The organism is Roseomonas sp. BN140053, from assembly GCF_047690175.1.
In the GTDB taxonomy this organism is placed as follows: Bacteria; Pseudomonadota; Alphaproteobacteria; order Acetobacterales; family Acetobacteraceae; genus Roseomonas.
This window is the reverse complement of the sequence record NZ_JBLLEB010000019.1, coordinates 1-14,906: the sequence shown is the minus strand read 5'-3', so window position 1 is coordinate 14,906 and position 14,906 is coordinate 1. Positions and strand designations below refer to the sequence as shown.

The window sequence follows — 14,906 nt, the reverse complement described above, 5'->3', positions numbered from 1 at the left end:
CGGATGGCGATCGGGGGGCTGCTCAAGCGGGCGCGGGCTCCTGGTGCGCAAGGGTTGCGGAAAGGGAATTGGTGAGCGCGGCACTCAAACGCACCCTCACGATATCGCCAGGGAGGAATTCGTTGCCGAAAAGATGCACCGGCTGCAGCCAGGGCGACCGCCCCGCGAGCTGGCCGGGGTAGCGGCCGGGCCCGGTGATCAGCACGTCGCAGTCACGGCCGACGCAATCGGCGTTGAAGGCCTGCTGCTGTTCCCGCAGCAGCGCCTGCAGGGCTTGCAGCCGGGCGTCCTTCTCGGCCTCGGGCACCTGGCCGGGCAGGCCGGCGGCGGGGGTGCCGGGCCGGGCGGAATACTTGAAGGAGTAGGCCAGGGCGAAGCCGGTGTCGCGCACCAGAGCCATCGTGTCCTCGAAGTCCCGCAGGCTCTCGCCGGGATGGCCGATGATGAAGTCCGAGGACAACGCCATGTCCGGCCGCACCGCGCGCAGGCGATCCACGATGCGGCGGAACAGCGCGGCGTCGTGGCCACGGTTCATCGCCCGCAGCATGCGGTCCGAGCCGGTCTGCACGGGCAGGTGCATGAAGGGCAGCAGGGCCGGGATCTCGCCATGGGCGGCGATCAGGTCGTCATCCATGTCGCGGGGGTGGCTGGTGCTGTAGCGCAGCCGCGCCACGCCGGGGATCTCCGCCAGCGCGCGCAACAGGCGCCTCAGGCCCCAGACCCGCCCATCCGGCCCTTCGCCATGGTAGGCGTTCACGTTCTGCCCGAGCAGCGCGATCTCCCGCGCCCCCTGCCCGGCCAGCCGGCGCGCCTCGGCGATCACCGCCGCCGCGGGGCGGGAAAACTCGGCGCCGCGGGTATAGGGCACCACGCAGAAGGAGCAGAACTTGTCGCAGCCTTCCTGCACCGTCAGGAAGGCGATCGGCCCCTGCGGCGCACTGGCTTCCGGCAGGTGGTCGAACTTGGCCTCGGCCGGGAAGTCGGTCTCGATCACCTGGCCCGCGGCGCGCGACAGGCGCGCCACCATCTCCGGCAGCCGGTGATAGGTCTGCGGCCCCAGCACCATGTCCACCCAGGGGGCGCGGGCGGTGATCTCGGCGCCTTCCGCCTGGGCGACGCAGCCGGCCACCGCGATCACCGTGTCCTTGCCCGCCGCCGCCCGCCGCTGCTTGGTGTCGCGCAGCCGGCCGAGGTCGGAGAACACCTTCTCCGACGCCTTCTCGCGGATGTGGCAGGTGTTGAGCACCACCATGTCGGCCTCGGCCGCATCCTCCGTGGGCGCGTAGCCCAGGGGCGCCAGCACGTCCGCCATGCGGGCGCTGTCGTAGACGTTCATCTGGCAGCCCCAGGTGCGGATCAGCAGCTTCTTGCGCGGGGGGGTGCCGGCCGGCTCAGTCATCTCTGCCCAAAACCCTTCCGCCCGGCGGGAGGGATGCCGGGTCGCGGCGGTCCTGTGCGGCCCGCAGGGGCAGGGGTCAAGCGACTCCGGTGCATTCGTGGAAACAGGGTCGCGGAGGAAGCGGGGCGGGGTCAAGCGCGGCGTGCGACGGGCGCGGGCGCCGCGCCGGACGGCAAGGCCCGACCCCGGCCGCACGGGACGGCCCAGGCGCCCGGCCCGCGCCCGCCAGGGCCTCACACCGGCCCCGAACCGGCGTAGGACACCGCCGCGCCGCCCCGGCGCCCGCACCGCCACCCCACGCACAAGGGATGCCCCGCATGCTCCTCCTCGTCACCGGCACCACCGCCGGCTTCGGCGCCGCCATCGCCCGCCGCTTCGCCGCTGACGGCGCCCGCGTGATCGCCGCCGGCCGCCGTGCCGAGCGGCTGGACGCCCTGCGCGACGAACTGGGCGCCGAGCGGCTGCTGCCCCTGGTGCTGGACGTGCGCGACCGCGCGGCGGTGGCCGCGGCGATCGGCGCCCTGCCGGCGGAATGGCAGGCGGTGGACCTGCTGGTGAACAATGCCGGCCTCGCCCGCGGCCTCGCCCCGGCCCAGGAGGCCGAGCTGGACGACTGGGACGCCATGATCGACACCAACGTAAAGGGGCTGGTCTACGTCACCCGCGCGGTGCTGCCGGGCATGGTGGCGCGCGGGCGCGGCCATGTCGTGAACATCGGCTCCACCGCCGGCGAGTGGCCCTATCCCGGCGCCAACGTCTACGGCGCCAGCAAGGCCTTCGTGCGCCAGTTCAGCCTGAACCTGCGGGCCGATCTGCACGGCACCCCCGTGCGGGTGACCGACATCGAGCCCGGGCTGGTGGGCGGCACGGAATTCTCCAACGTGCGCTTCGGCGACGATGCCCGGGCCGCGGCCGTCTATGCCGGCGCCGAGCCGCTGACCCCCGAGGACGTCGCGGACACCGTGCACTGGGTGGCGACGCGCCCGGCCCGGGTCAACGTCAACACGCTGCAGGTGATGCCGGTCGGCCAGGCCTTCGGGCCGTTGCGGGTGTTCAAGCCGGGCCAGTGAGGGTGCGGCCGCGGAGAACGGGGGAGCACCGCTTTCCCGCCCTCGGCGGCTCGTCCCGCCGTTGCATGGAAAGTAACTTTTCCATTGCCAAGACGTACTGTTGCGCCGGCAGGACATTCGGGGTTCCCACCGGCTCACTTCGCTGCGAGCATCACCCATCCGGGTGATCGCATCCTGTTCCAGACGGGCGCGAGTGCGGCACCAGCCCCGGGGTGACCAGGAAACGATGGCGCTTCACTCAGTGCGAACCGACAACGAGCTCCTGCTTCCCCAACGCCTCGCCCTGGACCTCTACGCGGCCGTGCTGGACGGCGACGGCTTGCCGCGCGTGCTGGACAGCATCGCCCGGGCGCTGGGGGCGGATACCCACGCGACCCAGGTGGCGGAGTTCGCCGGGCACGTGCCGCTGGCCTCGCAGTCCATGGCCTGCATGAACATCGACCCCGACGACTTCCACGCCTATGGAACGCACTGGGTACGCCACGATCCCTGGATGAAGGCGGCCCAGGCGCATGGCCCGGGCGTGTTGAACATGGCCCGCGTCGTGCCGGCCGAAACCTATGCCCGCAGCGCCATTTGGAACGAGTTCTGCCGCCCCCGGGGCCGCGTCTTCCACTGCCTGTCCGCCTACACCACCGGGGCCGGCAACGCCGTCGGCGGGCTGGGCCTGCACCGGCAGGAGAACCGCGAACCTTTCGGCGCGGCCGAGGAAAGCCTGCTGGAGGAACTGTTTCCCCATCTCCGCCGCACCATGATGCTGCAATCGCGCCTGGGCGAGGGAATCGAGGCGCCGGTCGCGGCGACGGCGGGGCTGGACGCCTTGCGGCAGGGGGTGGCGGTGCTGTCCGAGGAAGGCCGGCTGCTGTTCAGCAACACCGCCCTGCGGGACATGGCCGCCCAGACGGACGGCTTCGTGCTGGACCACAACGGGCTGTATTGCCCCGCCGCCCCCGCCCGCCGTGCCCTGCGACACGCCATCGCCGCAGCGCTCGCCGCCGCCCGCGGCCAGCTGCGCTTCCTGCACGAGAGCGGCAGCCTCGCCATCCCGCGCCCTTCCGGCGCCGCCCCCTGGATCGTGCAGGTCCTGCCCCTGCGCCGCGGCGAGCACGGCGCCTTTGCCGGCTTCTCCGGCGCCATGCTGCTGGTTTCCGACCCGCAGCAGCGCGCAACACCCTCTACCGCTCTGCTGCGCCACCTGCTCGACCTCACCCCCGCCGAGGCGGCGCTGGCCGCCGCCCTGGCCCGGGGCGAAACCCTGGCCGCCTATGCCGCCGGCCGCCGCCTCTCGGTGGAGACCGCCCGCACCCACCTGGCCAGCATACGCCGCAAGACCGGCTGCCGACGCCAGGCCGACCTCGTCGCCCTGCTGGGACGGCTCGGCGGCTGAACTCGGGACACGCCCGGAAGGGCACGGATCACCGCGCGGGCGGGAACTCTCCGGGCCGCACGCGATGCACCCGGCCACGGCCAGGCCGGTGGCGGGACAGCCAGGGCGCCACGATCAGCAGCGGCGCGGACAGGATCGGCAGGAAGCCCAGCCAGACGGTGGCGGCCCGCGGCAGCAGCGCCACGCCCAGGGTCACGACCGCCGCCACGGCGGCGTTGAGCAGCACCGCCGCGACCCACCAGCGGCGCACCAGGCGTTGCCGGGCCGCTTCGCGCTCGGGATCGGGGGGAGGCTGGGTGAAGGGTATGCCGTTGCGGCGGACCTCGTAGAGCCGCGCCGGGTCTGGTTCGAACGGGCGCGGTGCCCTCAGCGGCGCATCACCACGAAAGCCGGGCGGCCCTGCCGGCGCGCCTGGCGCAGCTTCCACCACAGCACCGCGAAGGCCACGGCACCCGCCACCACCGCCACCGGCAGCAGCAGGCCCAGCACCACGAAGGCCAGCGCCGCGACGCATAGCCCGCCGGCCACCAGCGCCACCAGGAAGGCGGCCCCGCCGATGCGGCGCAGCAGGCGCTCACCCCGGCCCGGCGGTGCCGGCGTGCGGAACTCGCCCTCCGGGGTCATGTCGATCACGGTCGGGCGGCGCAGCGGGTCGCTCATGCGGGCGATGTCGCCCCGGCGAGGCGGGGGTTCAAGTATCGAAACGTTGCGGAAGAACACCAGCGGTCGCCGCCGATCATGCATCATGCCGCGAGCGCCCGATTCGAGGCGCCGGAGGGAGCGACGCCGTGACACCCTGGAACCAGCTCTACGACCCCTTCGGGTCGATCCTGCTCTCGGCCCTGGTGGCGGCGTTGCCCGTGGCCACCATGCTGGTCGCCCTGGCCTTTCTGCGTATCCAGGCGCACTGGGCCGCGATTGCCGCGCTGGTCGTGGCCTTCCTGGTGGCCGTGGCCGTGTTCGGCATGCCCGCGGGTTTCGCCGCCCGCGCCACCGGCCTGGGGATCCTGACGGGACTGTTCCCGATCGGCTGGATCGTGCTGAACATCATCTTCCTGTACCGCCTGACGGTGGCGAACGGCTCCTTCGACGTGCTGCAGCGCTCGATCGGCGGCATCACCACCGACCGGCGGCTGCAGCTGCTGCTGATCGCCTTCTCCTTCGGCGCCTTCTTCGAGGGTGCAGCCGGCTTCGGCACCCCCGTCGCGGTGACGGCGGCGATCCTGATCGGGCTGGGCTTCTCGCCCCTGGCCGCATCGGGGCTGAGCCTGATCGCCAACACCGCCCCGGTGGCCTTCGGGGCGCTGGGCACGCCGGTGATCGCCCTGGCCGACGTGACGGGGCTGGATATCTTCGCCTTGTCCGCGATGATCGGGCGGCAGCTGCCCTTCTTTTCCGTGCTGGTGCCGTTCTGGCTGATCTGGGCCTTTGCGGGCTGGCGCGGAATGCTGGAAATCTGGCCGGCGATCCTGGTCACCGGCGTGAGTTTCGCCGTGCCGCAGTTCCTGGTGTCCAACTACAACGGCCCCTACCTGGTGGACGTGGTCGCGGCGCTGGTGTCCATGGCCTGCCTCGTCGGCTTCCTGCGGATCTGGCAGCCGCGGCGCATCTGGACCGACCCGTCCCTGCGCGGCCGCGCGGAGGAACGCGTGAGCGCTGGCCGCCCTGGCCCGGTGCCCGCCGCCGCGATGCGCACCGGTGAACTGGCCGAGCCGGCGCCCCGGCCCGTGCCGCGCACTGCGACGGCCGGCGGGGCGGCGGTGGCCGCCGACAACAACGGTGCGGTGTGGCGTGCCTGGCTGCCCTGGCTGGTGCTGACGGTGTTCGTGTTCCTGTGGGGCCTGCAGGGCGTGAAGGCATCCCTGAACGGGATCTGGAGCGCGAGCTTCCCGATCGAGGGGCTGCACCGGCTGATCGTCAAGATCCCGCCCGTGGTGGCCGCCCCCACGCCGGAGGGTGCGGTGTTTCCCTTCGGCATCCTGTCCATGACCGGCACGGGCATCCTGTTCTCGGCGATCATCGGCGGCTTGCTGATGGGCTTCTCGCCGCTGGGCCTGATCCGGGAATACGGGCGCACGATCCACAAGGTGCGCTATTCGCTGCTGACCATCGCCGCCATGCTCGGCCTGGGCACGCTGACCCGGTATTCCGGGCTGGACGCCACCATGGGGCTGGCCTTCGCCAATTCCGGGGTCTTCTACCCCCTGTTCGGCACGCTGCTGGGCTGGCTGGGCGTGGCGCTGACGGGGTCGGACACGGCGTCCAACGTGCTGTTCGGCGGCCTGCAGAAGATCAGCGCGCAGCAGCTCGGCCTGTCGCCGATCCTGATGGCGGCGGCCAACTCCTCCGGCGGCGTGATGGGCAAGATGATCGATGCGCAGAGCATCGTGGTGGCCTCCACCGCCACGAACTGGTTCGGGCATGAGGGCGACATCCTGCGCTACGTCTTCTTCCATTCCATCGCGCTGGCGGTGCTGGTCGGGCTGCTGGTGACGCTGCAGGCCTACGTGCCGCCCTTCACGGCCATGGTGCTGCCGGGCTGAAGAGCCCGGGCCGGAACGACGGGTCCGGGAGCGGGGACAGGCCCGTTCCCGGGCGCTTCCGCCCTGATCGGGGTGGCACCGGGCAACTCCCCAGGGACGGCGGGCGTTACCCAGCCCTCATGCCGATGGGGTTAAAAATGCGTAATCTTCTGCTCGCCGCGGGTTTGGCCACCATGCTGGCCGCCCCGCTCACCGCCTCGGCCCAGGCGCCCGCCACCACCGCACCGGGTGCGGCCACCACCACGCCGGGAACAGCGGCGACTGCCGCGCCGGGCCTGCGGGTCGAGGCCAACCAGATCCGCGCCAAGCAGCTGATGGATCGCGACATCTACACCACCGACAATGTGGAGATCGGTGAGATCGAGGACCTCGTGATCGACCCGGCACAGGGCCGCGTCGTGCTGGCGGTGATCGAGGTGGAAACCCGCCTCGGGCTGACCTCCAAATACGTAGCGGTGCCGCTGAACCAGCTGCGCCTGACGCCCGGCGAACGCCGCATCACCATCCAGATGACGCGCGAGCAGATCAACGCCCTGCCCGCGATCACCTACAACGACTGAGCAGAGGCTGCCGGGCCGATTCTCCGAAGGCTTGCGAGTTCTTGCGCAAGGAGGTTTGGCCTGCACTCAGGATGCCGAGGAGGCGGAGCCCCCTCGGCGCGGATTCCCCCCGCGAGCCCCGTCCCGGACAGCTGGCCGGGATGGCCGCCCGGCGGCGCGTCAGATGGAGTAGTCCGGCCGCGGCAGGGACTGGTCCATGGTGATCCCGGGCAGCGAAGTGTGGCGGCCCACCGGGCGGGCGGGCACCCCGGCCACGGTGGTATAGGGCGCCACGGGGTCCAGCACGATGGAACCGGCCCCGACCTTGGCGCCCTCGCCCACCTCGATATTGCCCAGCACCGAAGCCCCGGCGCCGATCAGCACGCCGCGGCAAATCTTGGGATGGCGGTCGCCGCGCTCCTTGCCCGTGCCGCCCAGGGTTACGCCCTGCAACAGCGACACGTCGTCGCCGATCACCGCCGTTTCCCCCACCACCACCCCCGTGCCGTGGTCCAGCATGATACCGCGGCCGAGCCGGGCAGCGGGGTGGATGTCCACGGCGAAGACCTCGGCCACCCGGCTCTGCAGGTGGCGGGCCAGGTGGATGCGCTCGCGCCGCCACAGCCAATGGGCGACGCGGTGGGATTGCAGGGCCAGGTAGCCCTTGAAGTACAGGAAAGGGGTCAGCAGGTCGGGACAGGCGGGGTCTCGGTCCTGCACCGCCAGCAGGTCCGCGGCGGCCGCGGCCACGATGGCCGGGTCCTGCAGGAAGGCTTCGCAGACCACCCCGGCCAGGGCGGTGGCGTCCAGCTCCGGATCGGCCAGCTTGCGGGCGATGCGATGGCCCAGCGCCGTGGCGAAGGAGTTGTGCCGCATCAGGGCAACGGCGAGGGGCTGGGTCAGCAGCGCATCGCGGTCCAGCGCCTCCACCCCCTCCCGGCGCAAACGGGACCACAGGTCGTCGGCCGGCTGGAGGTCGGGCGAGGCTTCCGGCAGCAGGGCGAGGCAGTGTGACGGCATGGGGCGTTCTCGGCGTTCGACCCCTAGATAGGCGGGGAAAGCGCCGGCAACACCTGCTCCCCCCGCGCCCCGGCTATTCCGGCCGGACGCAGAGGGTGAGCCCGTCCACCGCCTCCACCCGCACCCGCGTTCCCGGCGCCGGCTCGGGGCCGGACAGGCGGGCCGGCCAGTCGGAATCCCCCAGGCGCACCCGCAGCCCGACGCCGTTCCTGGCAGGCAGCAGCACGCCCTCGCGGCCGACCAGACCGGCTTCGGGCGTGTTGAGCCCGGCCGGAGCCCGGGCCGGGCGGCGCAGCGACCAGGCGATCCCGGCGGCCAGCAGCACCACGAACACCACCACCGTGACGCCGAAGCCGGGCGCCGCCGCGAGCAGCAGCAGCCCCGTCCCGATCGCCGCCACGCCGACCCAGAGCAGGTAGGCCCCGGGCAGCAGCAGCTCGCCGCCGAGCGCCAGCAGCCCCGCCGCGACCCAGATCAGCCAGCCGTCCATGGACCGCTCCCGCTGGGGGGAACCGAGCCGCCCGGCGCCGGGCCGCCGGGCCGCGGCACCGGCAGCACCCCGGCGGCGCCACGCCCGGCCTCGCGTCCCGGATCACGCCCGAAGTCGCGCCCGCCGTCGCGCAGCAGTTCCAGCGCGCCGGCCACGCCGCCGGCCAGGGCAGAGGCTTCCATCGGCACCACCACGAGGCGCGAGGACGGGTTGGCCGCCAGCGCCTTGAAGGCGTCCACGTAGCGCTCGGCGATGAAGTAGCGCAGCGCGTCGGCCCCGGCCCCGGCCGCGGCTTCCGACACCATGCGGGTCGCCGCGGCCTCCGCCTGCGCCAGCCGCTCGCGCGCCTCGGCATCGCGGGACGCCGCTTCCAGCCGGCCTTCGGCTTCCAGCACCTGGGCGGATTTGGCGCCCTGGGCGCGCTTCACCGCCGCTTCGCGCTCGCCCTCGGCGCGGGCCACCAGGGCGCGGCGCTCGCGCTCGGCGGTCATCTGCAGGTTCATGGCGCGGATCAGGTTTTCCGGCGGCTCGATCTTGCGGATCTCCACGCGGCTGACCTTGACCCCCCAGGGTTCGGTGGCACCGTCGAGGATGTTCAGCAGCGCCGAGTTGATGCGGTCGCGCGAGGACAAGGTCTGGTCCAGGTCCATCTCGCCGATCACGGCGCGGATGTTGGTCATGCTCAGCGCCGTCAGGGCGGATTGCAGGTTCTGCACCTGGTAGGCCGCCTTGGCGGGGTCCATCACCCGGTAATACACGATGCCGTCCACCGTGACGGTGGCGTTGTCCTTGGTGATCACCGACTGCTCGGGGATGTCGAGCACGACCTCCTGCACGTTCAGCCGGTGGCCGATGGCGTCGATAAAGGGCACCACGAAGTTCAGCCCGGGCTGCAGCAGCCGGGTAAAGGCGCCGAAGCGCTCCACCGTCCAGACTTCCCCCTGCGGCACGGTGCGGATGCCCTTGAACGCCGTCAGCAGCGCCAGGCCGAGCAGCAGCACGAGAACGATGGTGGTGCCGGTGAAGCCGTCCATGCGGGGCGGGTCCTCGTGAAGGGACGGGCATCCTTGGGGAAAGCATGCGGAACCGCAATGGTACGGCGGGGGTTCCGGCCGGCCGGATCGGCCGTTCCCGCTTCGGCCGCGTTGCGGCCGCGCGATCACCGGGCGAACGGCCTCCCGCCGCATCGCCCTCGCGACGGGACGCCCGCCGTGGCGGGTTCGGGGAAAAGCGTGGCCGGACCACGTCATGGGAGGATCGGGTCCCGGGCACCCCGCTCCCCGGGCCGCGCCGTGGCGAAGGGGCTGAGCAGGGTTCCGGCGCACCCCCTGGCCAAGATGACGCACCCGTGATTTTTCCGCCACGCGGCTATTGCGAATCAATCTCACTTGCTGTTACGGGAGGTCGTCTTCCGAGGGGAACCGGATACAATGTCGCTCGCGCCGCCACGCCACGCCAATCTCCTGCCGACGATCGGCCTGGCCGGTGCTGGCTTCCTGTCCGCCCTGGCCCTGCCGGCCGCTGCCCAGGCCCCCACCGACGAAACGGTGGCCCTGCCGGAGGTCAGCGTGCAGGGCCAGGCGCCCGCGCCCTACCGGCCCGACCTGCGGCAGAACGCCCCGCGCTCGCCGGTGCCGATCGCCGAAACCCCGCAAACCATCAACGTGGTGCCGCAGGAGGTGATCCAGCAGCGCAACGCCACCACCGTGCGCGAGGCGCTGCGCAACGTCACCGGCATCAGCCTCGCGGCCGGCGAGGGCGGCTTTTCCGGCGACAACCTGACGCTGCGCGGCTTCTCCGCCCGCGGCGACTTCTTTATCGACGGCATCCGCGACCTCGGCCAGTACACCCGCGACACCTTCTTCCTGGAGAATGTCGAGGTGCTGAAGGGCCCCTCGGCGGTGCAGTTCGGCCGCGGCTCCACCGGCGGCGCCATCAACCAGACCTCGCGCCTGCCGCTGGCCCAGACCACCGGCACGCTGTCCATCTCGGGCTACAACCCGGGCGGCGTGCGCTCGGTGGGCGATGTCAACATCCGCGCCGGCGACGTCGCCGCCCGCCTCGTCGCCATGGGGTCCAGCATCGACGCCGCCGACCGCGGGCCGGTGCGGCAGCAGCGCTGGGGCGTGGCCCCCTCGATCACCCTGGGCATGGAAGGGCCGACGCAGTTCACCCTGGCCTGGGTGCACCAGGAAGAGAACAACATCCCCGACTTCGGCGTGCCCTACATCGACGGCCGCCCGGCGCGGGTGCCGCGCAGCACCTATTACGGCCTGCGCGACCTGGACCGGGAGCGCACCCTGACCGACGTGGTCACCGCGCGGCTGACGCACCAGTTCGACAACGGCATCCGGCTGACCAACACCTCCCGCTACGGCGGCTACTACCGCGACCTCTCGGCCACCGCCCCGCGTATCCTGGCCACCACTCCCGCCGTCACCGGCACCACGCCGCTGGAGCGGGTGCAGGTGCGGCGCGAGCCGCAGGTGCGCGAAGGCTATGACAGCCTGCTGGTCAACCAGACGGAGGTCACGGCCAATGTCCGCACCGGCTTCGTCCAGCATGCCATCCTGGCCGGCTTCGAGATCGCGCGGGAAAGCTCCGAGCTGACGCGCTTCACCCAGACCGGGCGGCCCAACTCGCCGCTGCTGAACCCGGATGACTGGGCCTCCGGCCGCTACACCACCACGCCGAATTCCGACGTGAAGACGGTGGCCAACACCTACTCCTTCTACGCCATCGACCAGGCGCGGCTGGGCCAGTACTTCGAGGTGCTGCTGGGCGCCCGCTGGGACAGCTTCGACGCCGACTACCGCAACCGCACCATCCCCCGCCCCACCGGGCAAACGCAGTTCAGCCGCACGGACGAGAAGTTCACCTGGCGCGGCAGCCTGATCTTCAAGCCGACCGAGAGCCTGCGGACCTACTTCTCCTACGGCACCAGCTTCAATCCCTCTGCCGAAAGCCTGACGCTGGCGGCCAACAACGCGCAGCTGGCCCCCGAAACCGCCCGCTCCTACGAGATCGGCGCGCAGTGGGAGCTGCTGGACGGGGTGCGGCTGAACACCGCGCTGTTCCGCACGGTGAAAACCAATGCCCGCACCTCCGACCTGACCAACCAGACGCTGCAGGTGCTGGACGGCGACGTGCGGGTGCAGGGCATCGAGGTCAGCATCACCGGCCGCATCCTGCCGGGCTGGAACGTGCTGGCCGGCTACACCTACCTGGACAGCGAGATCCGCTCCTCCGGCAACCGCGCCGAGATCGGCAAGGAGTTCGCCAATGTGGCGCCGCACACCGCGACGCTGTGGACCACCTACGACCTGCCGCCGATCGCGGGGGTGACGGGGGTGCAGATCGGCGGCGGCGTGCAGCACATCTCGCGCCGCTTCGGCAACACCACCAACACCGTGCGCGCCCCCAGCTTCACCCGCTACGACGCGGCGCTGGCCTGGGAGCCCACCGACGGCCCGCTGCAGGGGCTGCGCTTCCAGGCCAATGCCATCAACCTCGGCAACACCCGTGCCTTCGAGACGGTGTATACGGGCCACGTGGTCGAGTCCCCCGGGCGGACCTTCGTGCTCTCCACCTCGGCAAGGTTCTGATGCTGCTGGCCATTCCCGATGTCCTGACCGCGGAGCAGGTCGCGCAGATGCGCGACCTGCTGGACCGGTCCCCTTGGGTGGATGGCCGCGTCACCGCCGGCCACCAGTCGGCGGAGGTCAAGGACAACCTCCAGGTCGCGGAAGGCAGCCCGGAGCACCGCGAGCTGGCGGGGATGGTGCTCAAGGCGCTGGGCGACAACGGGCTCTTCACCTCGGCCGTGCTGCCGCTGCACGTCTTTCCGCCGCTGTTCAACCGCTACGACGTGGGCATGACCTTCGGGGCCCATGTCGACAATGCCATCCGGCACAACAAGTTCACGGGGCAGCGCATCCGCACGGACGTGTCCTGCACCCTCTTCCTCACCGATCCCGCCGATTACGACGGCGGCGAGCTGGTGGTGGAGGACACCTATGGCGAGCAGCGGGTGAAGCTGCCCGCCGGCCACGCGGTGGTGTATCCCGCCACCAGCCTGCACCGCGTCATGCCGATCACCCGCGGCAGCCGCGTGAGTTCCTTCTTCTGGATCCAGAGCATGGTCCGCGACGACGGGCAGCGCTCGCTGCTCTTCGACATGGACGTGGCGATCAACACGCTGCGGAGCGACCTGCCGGCGGGACACCTCGCCCCCGTGCAGCTGACCTCCGTGTACCACAACCTGCTGCGCCGCTGGGCGGACGCGACGTGAGGACCATCCCGATGCCCCCCCTCCTCGCCGGCATCCTGGGCCTGCTCGTTGCCCTGCCGCTGGCAGCCCCCGCCGCGGCGCAGCAGGCTCCCACCGCTCCGATGGCCTCCCCGGCGGCCCCGCCGATCGGCTTGGAGCTGAACCGGCTGGAGCCGCGGCCGGACCTGTCCCCGCCGGGCTGCCGCGCCTGGCTGCTGCTGCGCAATCCCGGCGAGGCCGCCCTGGACCCGCTGCGGCTGGACCTGCTGCTGTTCGGCAAGGACGGGGTGATCGGCCGCCGGCTGGCCCTCGACCTCGGCCCGCTGCCGGGGGCCAAGACCATGGCGCGGATCTTCGACCTGCCCGGCCTGCCCTGCGACGGCATCGGCTCGGTGCTGCTGAACGACCTCATGGCCTGCGGCCCCACTCCGGAAGGGCGCAGTGCCTGCCTGCCGCGGCTGGTCACAACCTCTCGGGTCGAAGGCGTTCCCTTCGACAAGTGAGAATAAGAGTGAGTATAGCCTGACCATGCCCGACATCGCCGTCGCCCCCCCCGCCCACGACCTGTCCATGCTCGGCCTGTTCCTGCAGGCCGATCCGGTGGTGAAGGCCGTGATGCTGCTGCTCGTGCTCGCCTCCCTGGCCTGCTGGGCCATCATGGTGGAGAAAACCGTCTCCCTCGCCCGGCTGCGCGGCCAGATCCGCCATTTCGCCCGCGCCGTGCGGGAAGGTGGCGGCCAGGGCCTGCCCTCCGATGCCGGCGAAGGGCTCGCGGCCGGCACGCTGGGGGTGGCGCTGCGCGAATGGCGCGAGGGCCGCGACGAGGACGAGAGCCGCGCCGAGTTCCGCGACCGCATCGAGCGCGCCATGCGCGCCCCCATCGCCGCCGCCGCCCGCCGGCTGGAGCCCGGCCTGCCGATCCTGGCCACCACCGGCTCGGTGGCCCCTTTCGTGGGGCTGTTCGGCACGGTCTGGGGCATCATGAACAGCTTCCAGGGCATCGCCGCCAGCAACGACACCTCGCTGGCCGTGGTGGCGCCCGGCATCGCCGAGGCGCTCTTCGCCACCGCCATCGGGCTGGTGGCCGCGATCCCCGCCGTGCTGGCCTATAACCGCTTCACCGTGGGCATCGCGCGCCTCCGGCAGGAAGGCAACGCCGCGGCGGCCGAGCTGGCCGCGGGCCTGGCGCGCCGGGCGCTGCCGCCGGTCTCGGGCCGCGTCGGGCGCGTCGCGGCGGCGGAGTAGCCGGCCATGGCGTTTTCCGGCCCCAGCCTCGGCCACGAGGACGACGAGGATGCCGCCCCGCTGTCGGAGATGAACGTCACGCCGCTGGTGGACGTGATGCTGGTGCTGCTGATCGTGTTCATGGTGGCGGCCCCGATGATGGTGGTGGGCGTGCCGGTGAACCTGCCGCGCACCGCCGCCCCGCGCGCCGCCAGCCCCAAGCCGCCCGTCGTGCTGACCGTGGCGCGCGACGGCCGCACCTTTATCAGGCAGGACGAGGTGCCGGAGGCCGAGCTGGGCCCCCGCCTGCGCGACGCCCAGGGCGGTGACCCCGAGACCCCCGTCTACGTGCGCGGCGACCGCGACGCCCCCTATGGCAGCATGCTGCGGGTGATGGGGCGCCTGACCAGTTCCGGCATCACCCGCGTGTCGCTGATCGCCGAGGCCGAGCCGGGCAGCGGCACCGTCCGGGCCCGCTGAGGGGCAGCCACCATGTCCCGCAAGCTGCGCGCCCTGGGCTGGGGCGCATCCGTGGTGCTGCACGCCGCCGTGGCCGCGCCGCTGCTGCTGGCCAAGGCCGAACCCGAGATCCCCGAAGCCCCGCCCATCGAGATCCTCGCCGCCCCGGCCGAGGCCGCCGCCACGGCCAGCGAGGCGAATGCGGCGGAAAGCCCCGCCGCGGCCGAGCCCGTTGCCGCCGCCCCCGCGCCGCCGGCGGTGGTGGCCAGCGCCGCGCCGCCCCCGCCGGTGACGGCGGCCGAACCCCCGCCGCCCCTGCAACCCGCGGAGCCGCCGCCCGTGCAGGCGGCCGAGCCTCCGCCGCCGCAGCCTGCCGAGCCCCCGCCGCCCCTGGCCATGGCCGAGCCGCCACCCCCGGAACCGATGCAGGCGGCGGAGCCGCCGCCGCCCGAGCCGACCCCGGAGCCGGAACTGGCCGAGCTCCTGCCGGAACCACCGCCCCCCG

General features: G+C 72.3%; 16 protein-coding genes. 10 read left to right on the top strand and 6 right to left on the bottom strand.

The features are described 5' to 3' along the window. Nucleotides 1-22: 22 nt before the first annotated feature. Nucleotides 23-1,399, bottom strand: coding sequence for a tRNA (N6-isopentenyl adenosine(37)-C2)-methylthiotransferase MiaB (gene miaB / locus ACLIBK_RS16555; protein WP_415388389.1), 1,377 nt, complete (start codon nt 1,397-1,399; stop codon nt 23-25). 317 nt (nt 1,400-1,716) lie between these two features. On the opposite strand from miaB, the gene ACLIBK_RS16550 reads away from it, so the two are divergent. Then, nucleotides 1,717-2,469 (top strand): SDR family NAD(P)-dependent oxidoreductase, encoded by a 753-nt coding sequence (locus ACLIBK_RS16550; RefSeq protein ID WP_415388388.1) that lies wholly within the window; start codon nt 1,717-1,719, stop codon nt 2,467-2,469. Between the two features lie 226 nt (nt 2,470-2,695). Continuing rightward, complete coding sequence (locus ACLIBK_RS16545; RefSeq protein ID WP_415388387.1) at nt 2,696-3,856, top strand: helix-turn-helix transcriptional regulator; 1,161 nt, start codon at nt 2,696-2,698, stop codon at nt 3,854-3,856. 28 nt (nt 3,857-3,884) lie between these two features. On the opposite strand, the gene ACLIBK_RS16540 is transcribed toward ACLIBK_RS16545, so the two are convergent. After that, entirely contained in the window at nt 3,885-4,106 is a 222-nt protein-coding gene (locus ACLIBK_RS16540; protein WP_415388386.1) for a hypothetical protein, read from the bottom strand. 116 nt (nt 4,107-4,222) lie between these two features. Beyond that, nucleotides 4,223-4,516 carry a hypothetical protein gene (locus tag ACLIBK_RS16535; RefSeq protein ID WP_415388385.1) on the bottom strand — a complete coding sequence of 98 codons (294 nt, stop codon included), beginning with the start codon at nt 4,514-4,516 and terminating at the stop codon, nt 4,223-4,225. A gap of 128 nt (nt 4,517-4,644) precedes the next feature. Here ACLIBK_RS16535 and ACLIBK_RS16530 point away from each other — a divergent pair, with 128 nt between their 5' ends. Beyond that, nucleotides 4,645-6,399, top strand: coding sequence for an L-lactate permease (locus tag ACLIBK_RS16530; protein ID WP_415388384.1), 1,755 nt, complete (start codon nt 4,645-4,647; stop codon nt 6,397-6,399). A gap of 137 nt (nt 6,400-6,536) precedes the next feature. Then, complete coding sequence (locus ACLIBK_RS16525; RefSeq protein ID WP_415388383.1) at nt 6,537-6,959, top strand: PRC-barrel domain-containing protein; 423 nt, start codon at nt 6,537-6,539, stop codon at nt 6,957-6,959. 159 nt (nt 6,960-7,118) lie between these two features. On the opposite strand, the gene cysE is transcribed toward ACLIBK_RS16525, so the two are convergent. From cysE to ACLIBK_RS16510, 3 genes are all read right to left on the bottom strand, one after another. Then, complete coding sequence (cysE, locus tag ACLIBK_RS16520; RefSeq protein ID WP_415388382.1) at nt 7,119-7,958, bottom strand: serine O-acetyltransferase; 840 nt, start codon at nt 7,956-7,958, stop codon at nt 7,119-7,121. 73 nt (nt 7,959-8,031) lie between these two features. Further along, a complete protein-coding gene (locus ACLIBK_RS16515; RefSeq protein WP_415388381.1) occupies nt 8,032-8,448 on the bottom strand; it encodes an NfeD family protein in 417 nt (138 codons plus the stop codon). Beyond that, nucleotides 8,433-9,482 (bottom strand): SPFH domain-containing protein, encoded by a 1,050-nt coding sequence (locus ACLIBK_RS16510; protein WP_415388380.1) that lies wholly within the window; start codon nt 9,480-9,482, stop codon nt 8,433-8,435. Before ACLIBK_RS16510 ends, ACLIBK_RS16515 begins: the two co-directional genes overlap by 16 nt. Before the next feature lie 396 nt (nt 9,483-9,878). Here ACLIBK_RS16510 and ACLIBK_RS16505 point away from each other — a divergent pair, with 396 nt between their 5' ends. The 6 genes from ACLIBK_RS16505 to ACLIBK_RS16480 form a co-directional block, all read left to right on the top strand. Then, the gene (locus ACLIBK_RS16505) at nt 9,879-12,053 is read left to right on the top strand and encodes a TonB-dependent receptor (RefSeq protein ID WP_415388379.1); all 2,175 of its coding nucleotides are present in this window, start codon (nt 9,879-9,881) and stop codon (nt 12,051-12,053) included. Further along, the gene (locus tag ACLIBK_RS16500; RefSeq protein WP_415388378.1) at nt 12,053-12,739 is read left to right on the top strand and encodes a Fe2+-dependent dioxygenase; all 687 of its coding nucleotides are present in this window, start codon (nt 12,053-12,055) and stop codon (nt 12,737-12,739) included. Before ACLIBK_RS16505 ends, ACLIBK_RS16500 begins: the two co-directional genes overlap by 1 nt. An 11-nt stretch (nt 12,740-12,750) precedes the next feature. Next, entirely contained in the window at nt 12,751-13,221 is a 471-nt protein-coding gene (locus ACLIBK_RS16495) for a Tat pathway signal protein (protein WP_415388377.1), read from the top strand. A gap of 25 nt (nt 13,222-13,246) precedes the next feature. Further along, nucleotides 13,247-13,963: a MotA/TolQ/ExbB proton channel family protein gene (locus tag ACLIBK_RS16490; RefSeq protein ID WP_415388376.1), complete on the top strand. Its 717-nt coding sequence runs from the start codon at nt 13,247-13,249 to the stop codon at nt 13,961-13,963. Between the two features lie 6 nt (nt 13,964-13,969). Then, entirely contained in the window at nt 13,970-14,422 is a 453-nt protein-coding gene (locus tag ACLIBK_RS16485; protein ID WP_415388375.1) for an ExbD/TolR family protein, read from the top strand. A 12-nt stretch (nt 14,423-14,434) separates the two neighbouring features. Continuing rightward, nucleotides 14,435-14,906: hypothetical protein (locus ACLIBK_RS16480; protein WP_415388374.1), on the top strand; the 472-nt coding region annotated here is incomplete at its 3' end.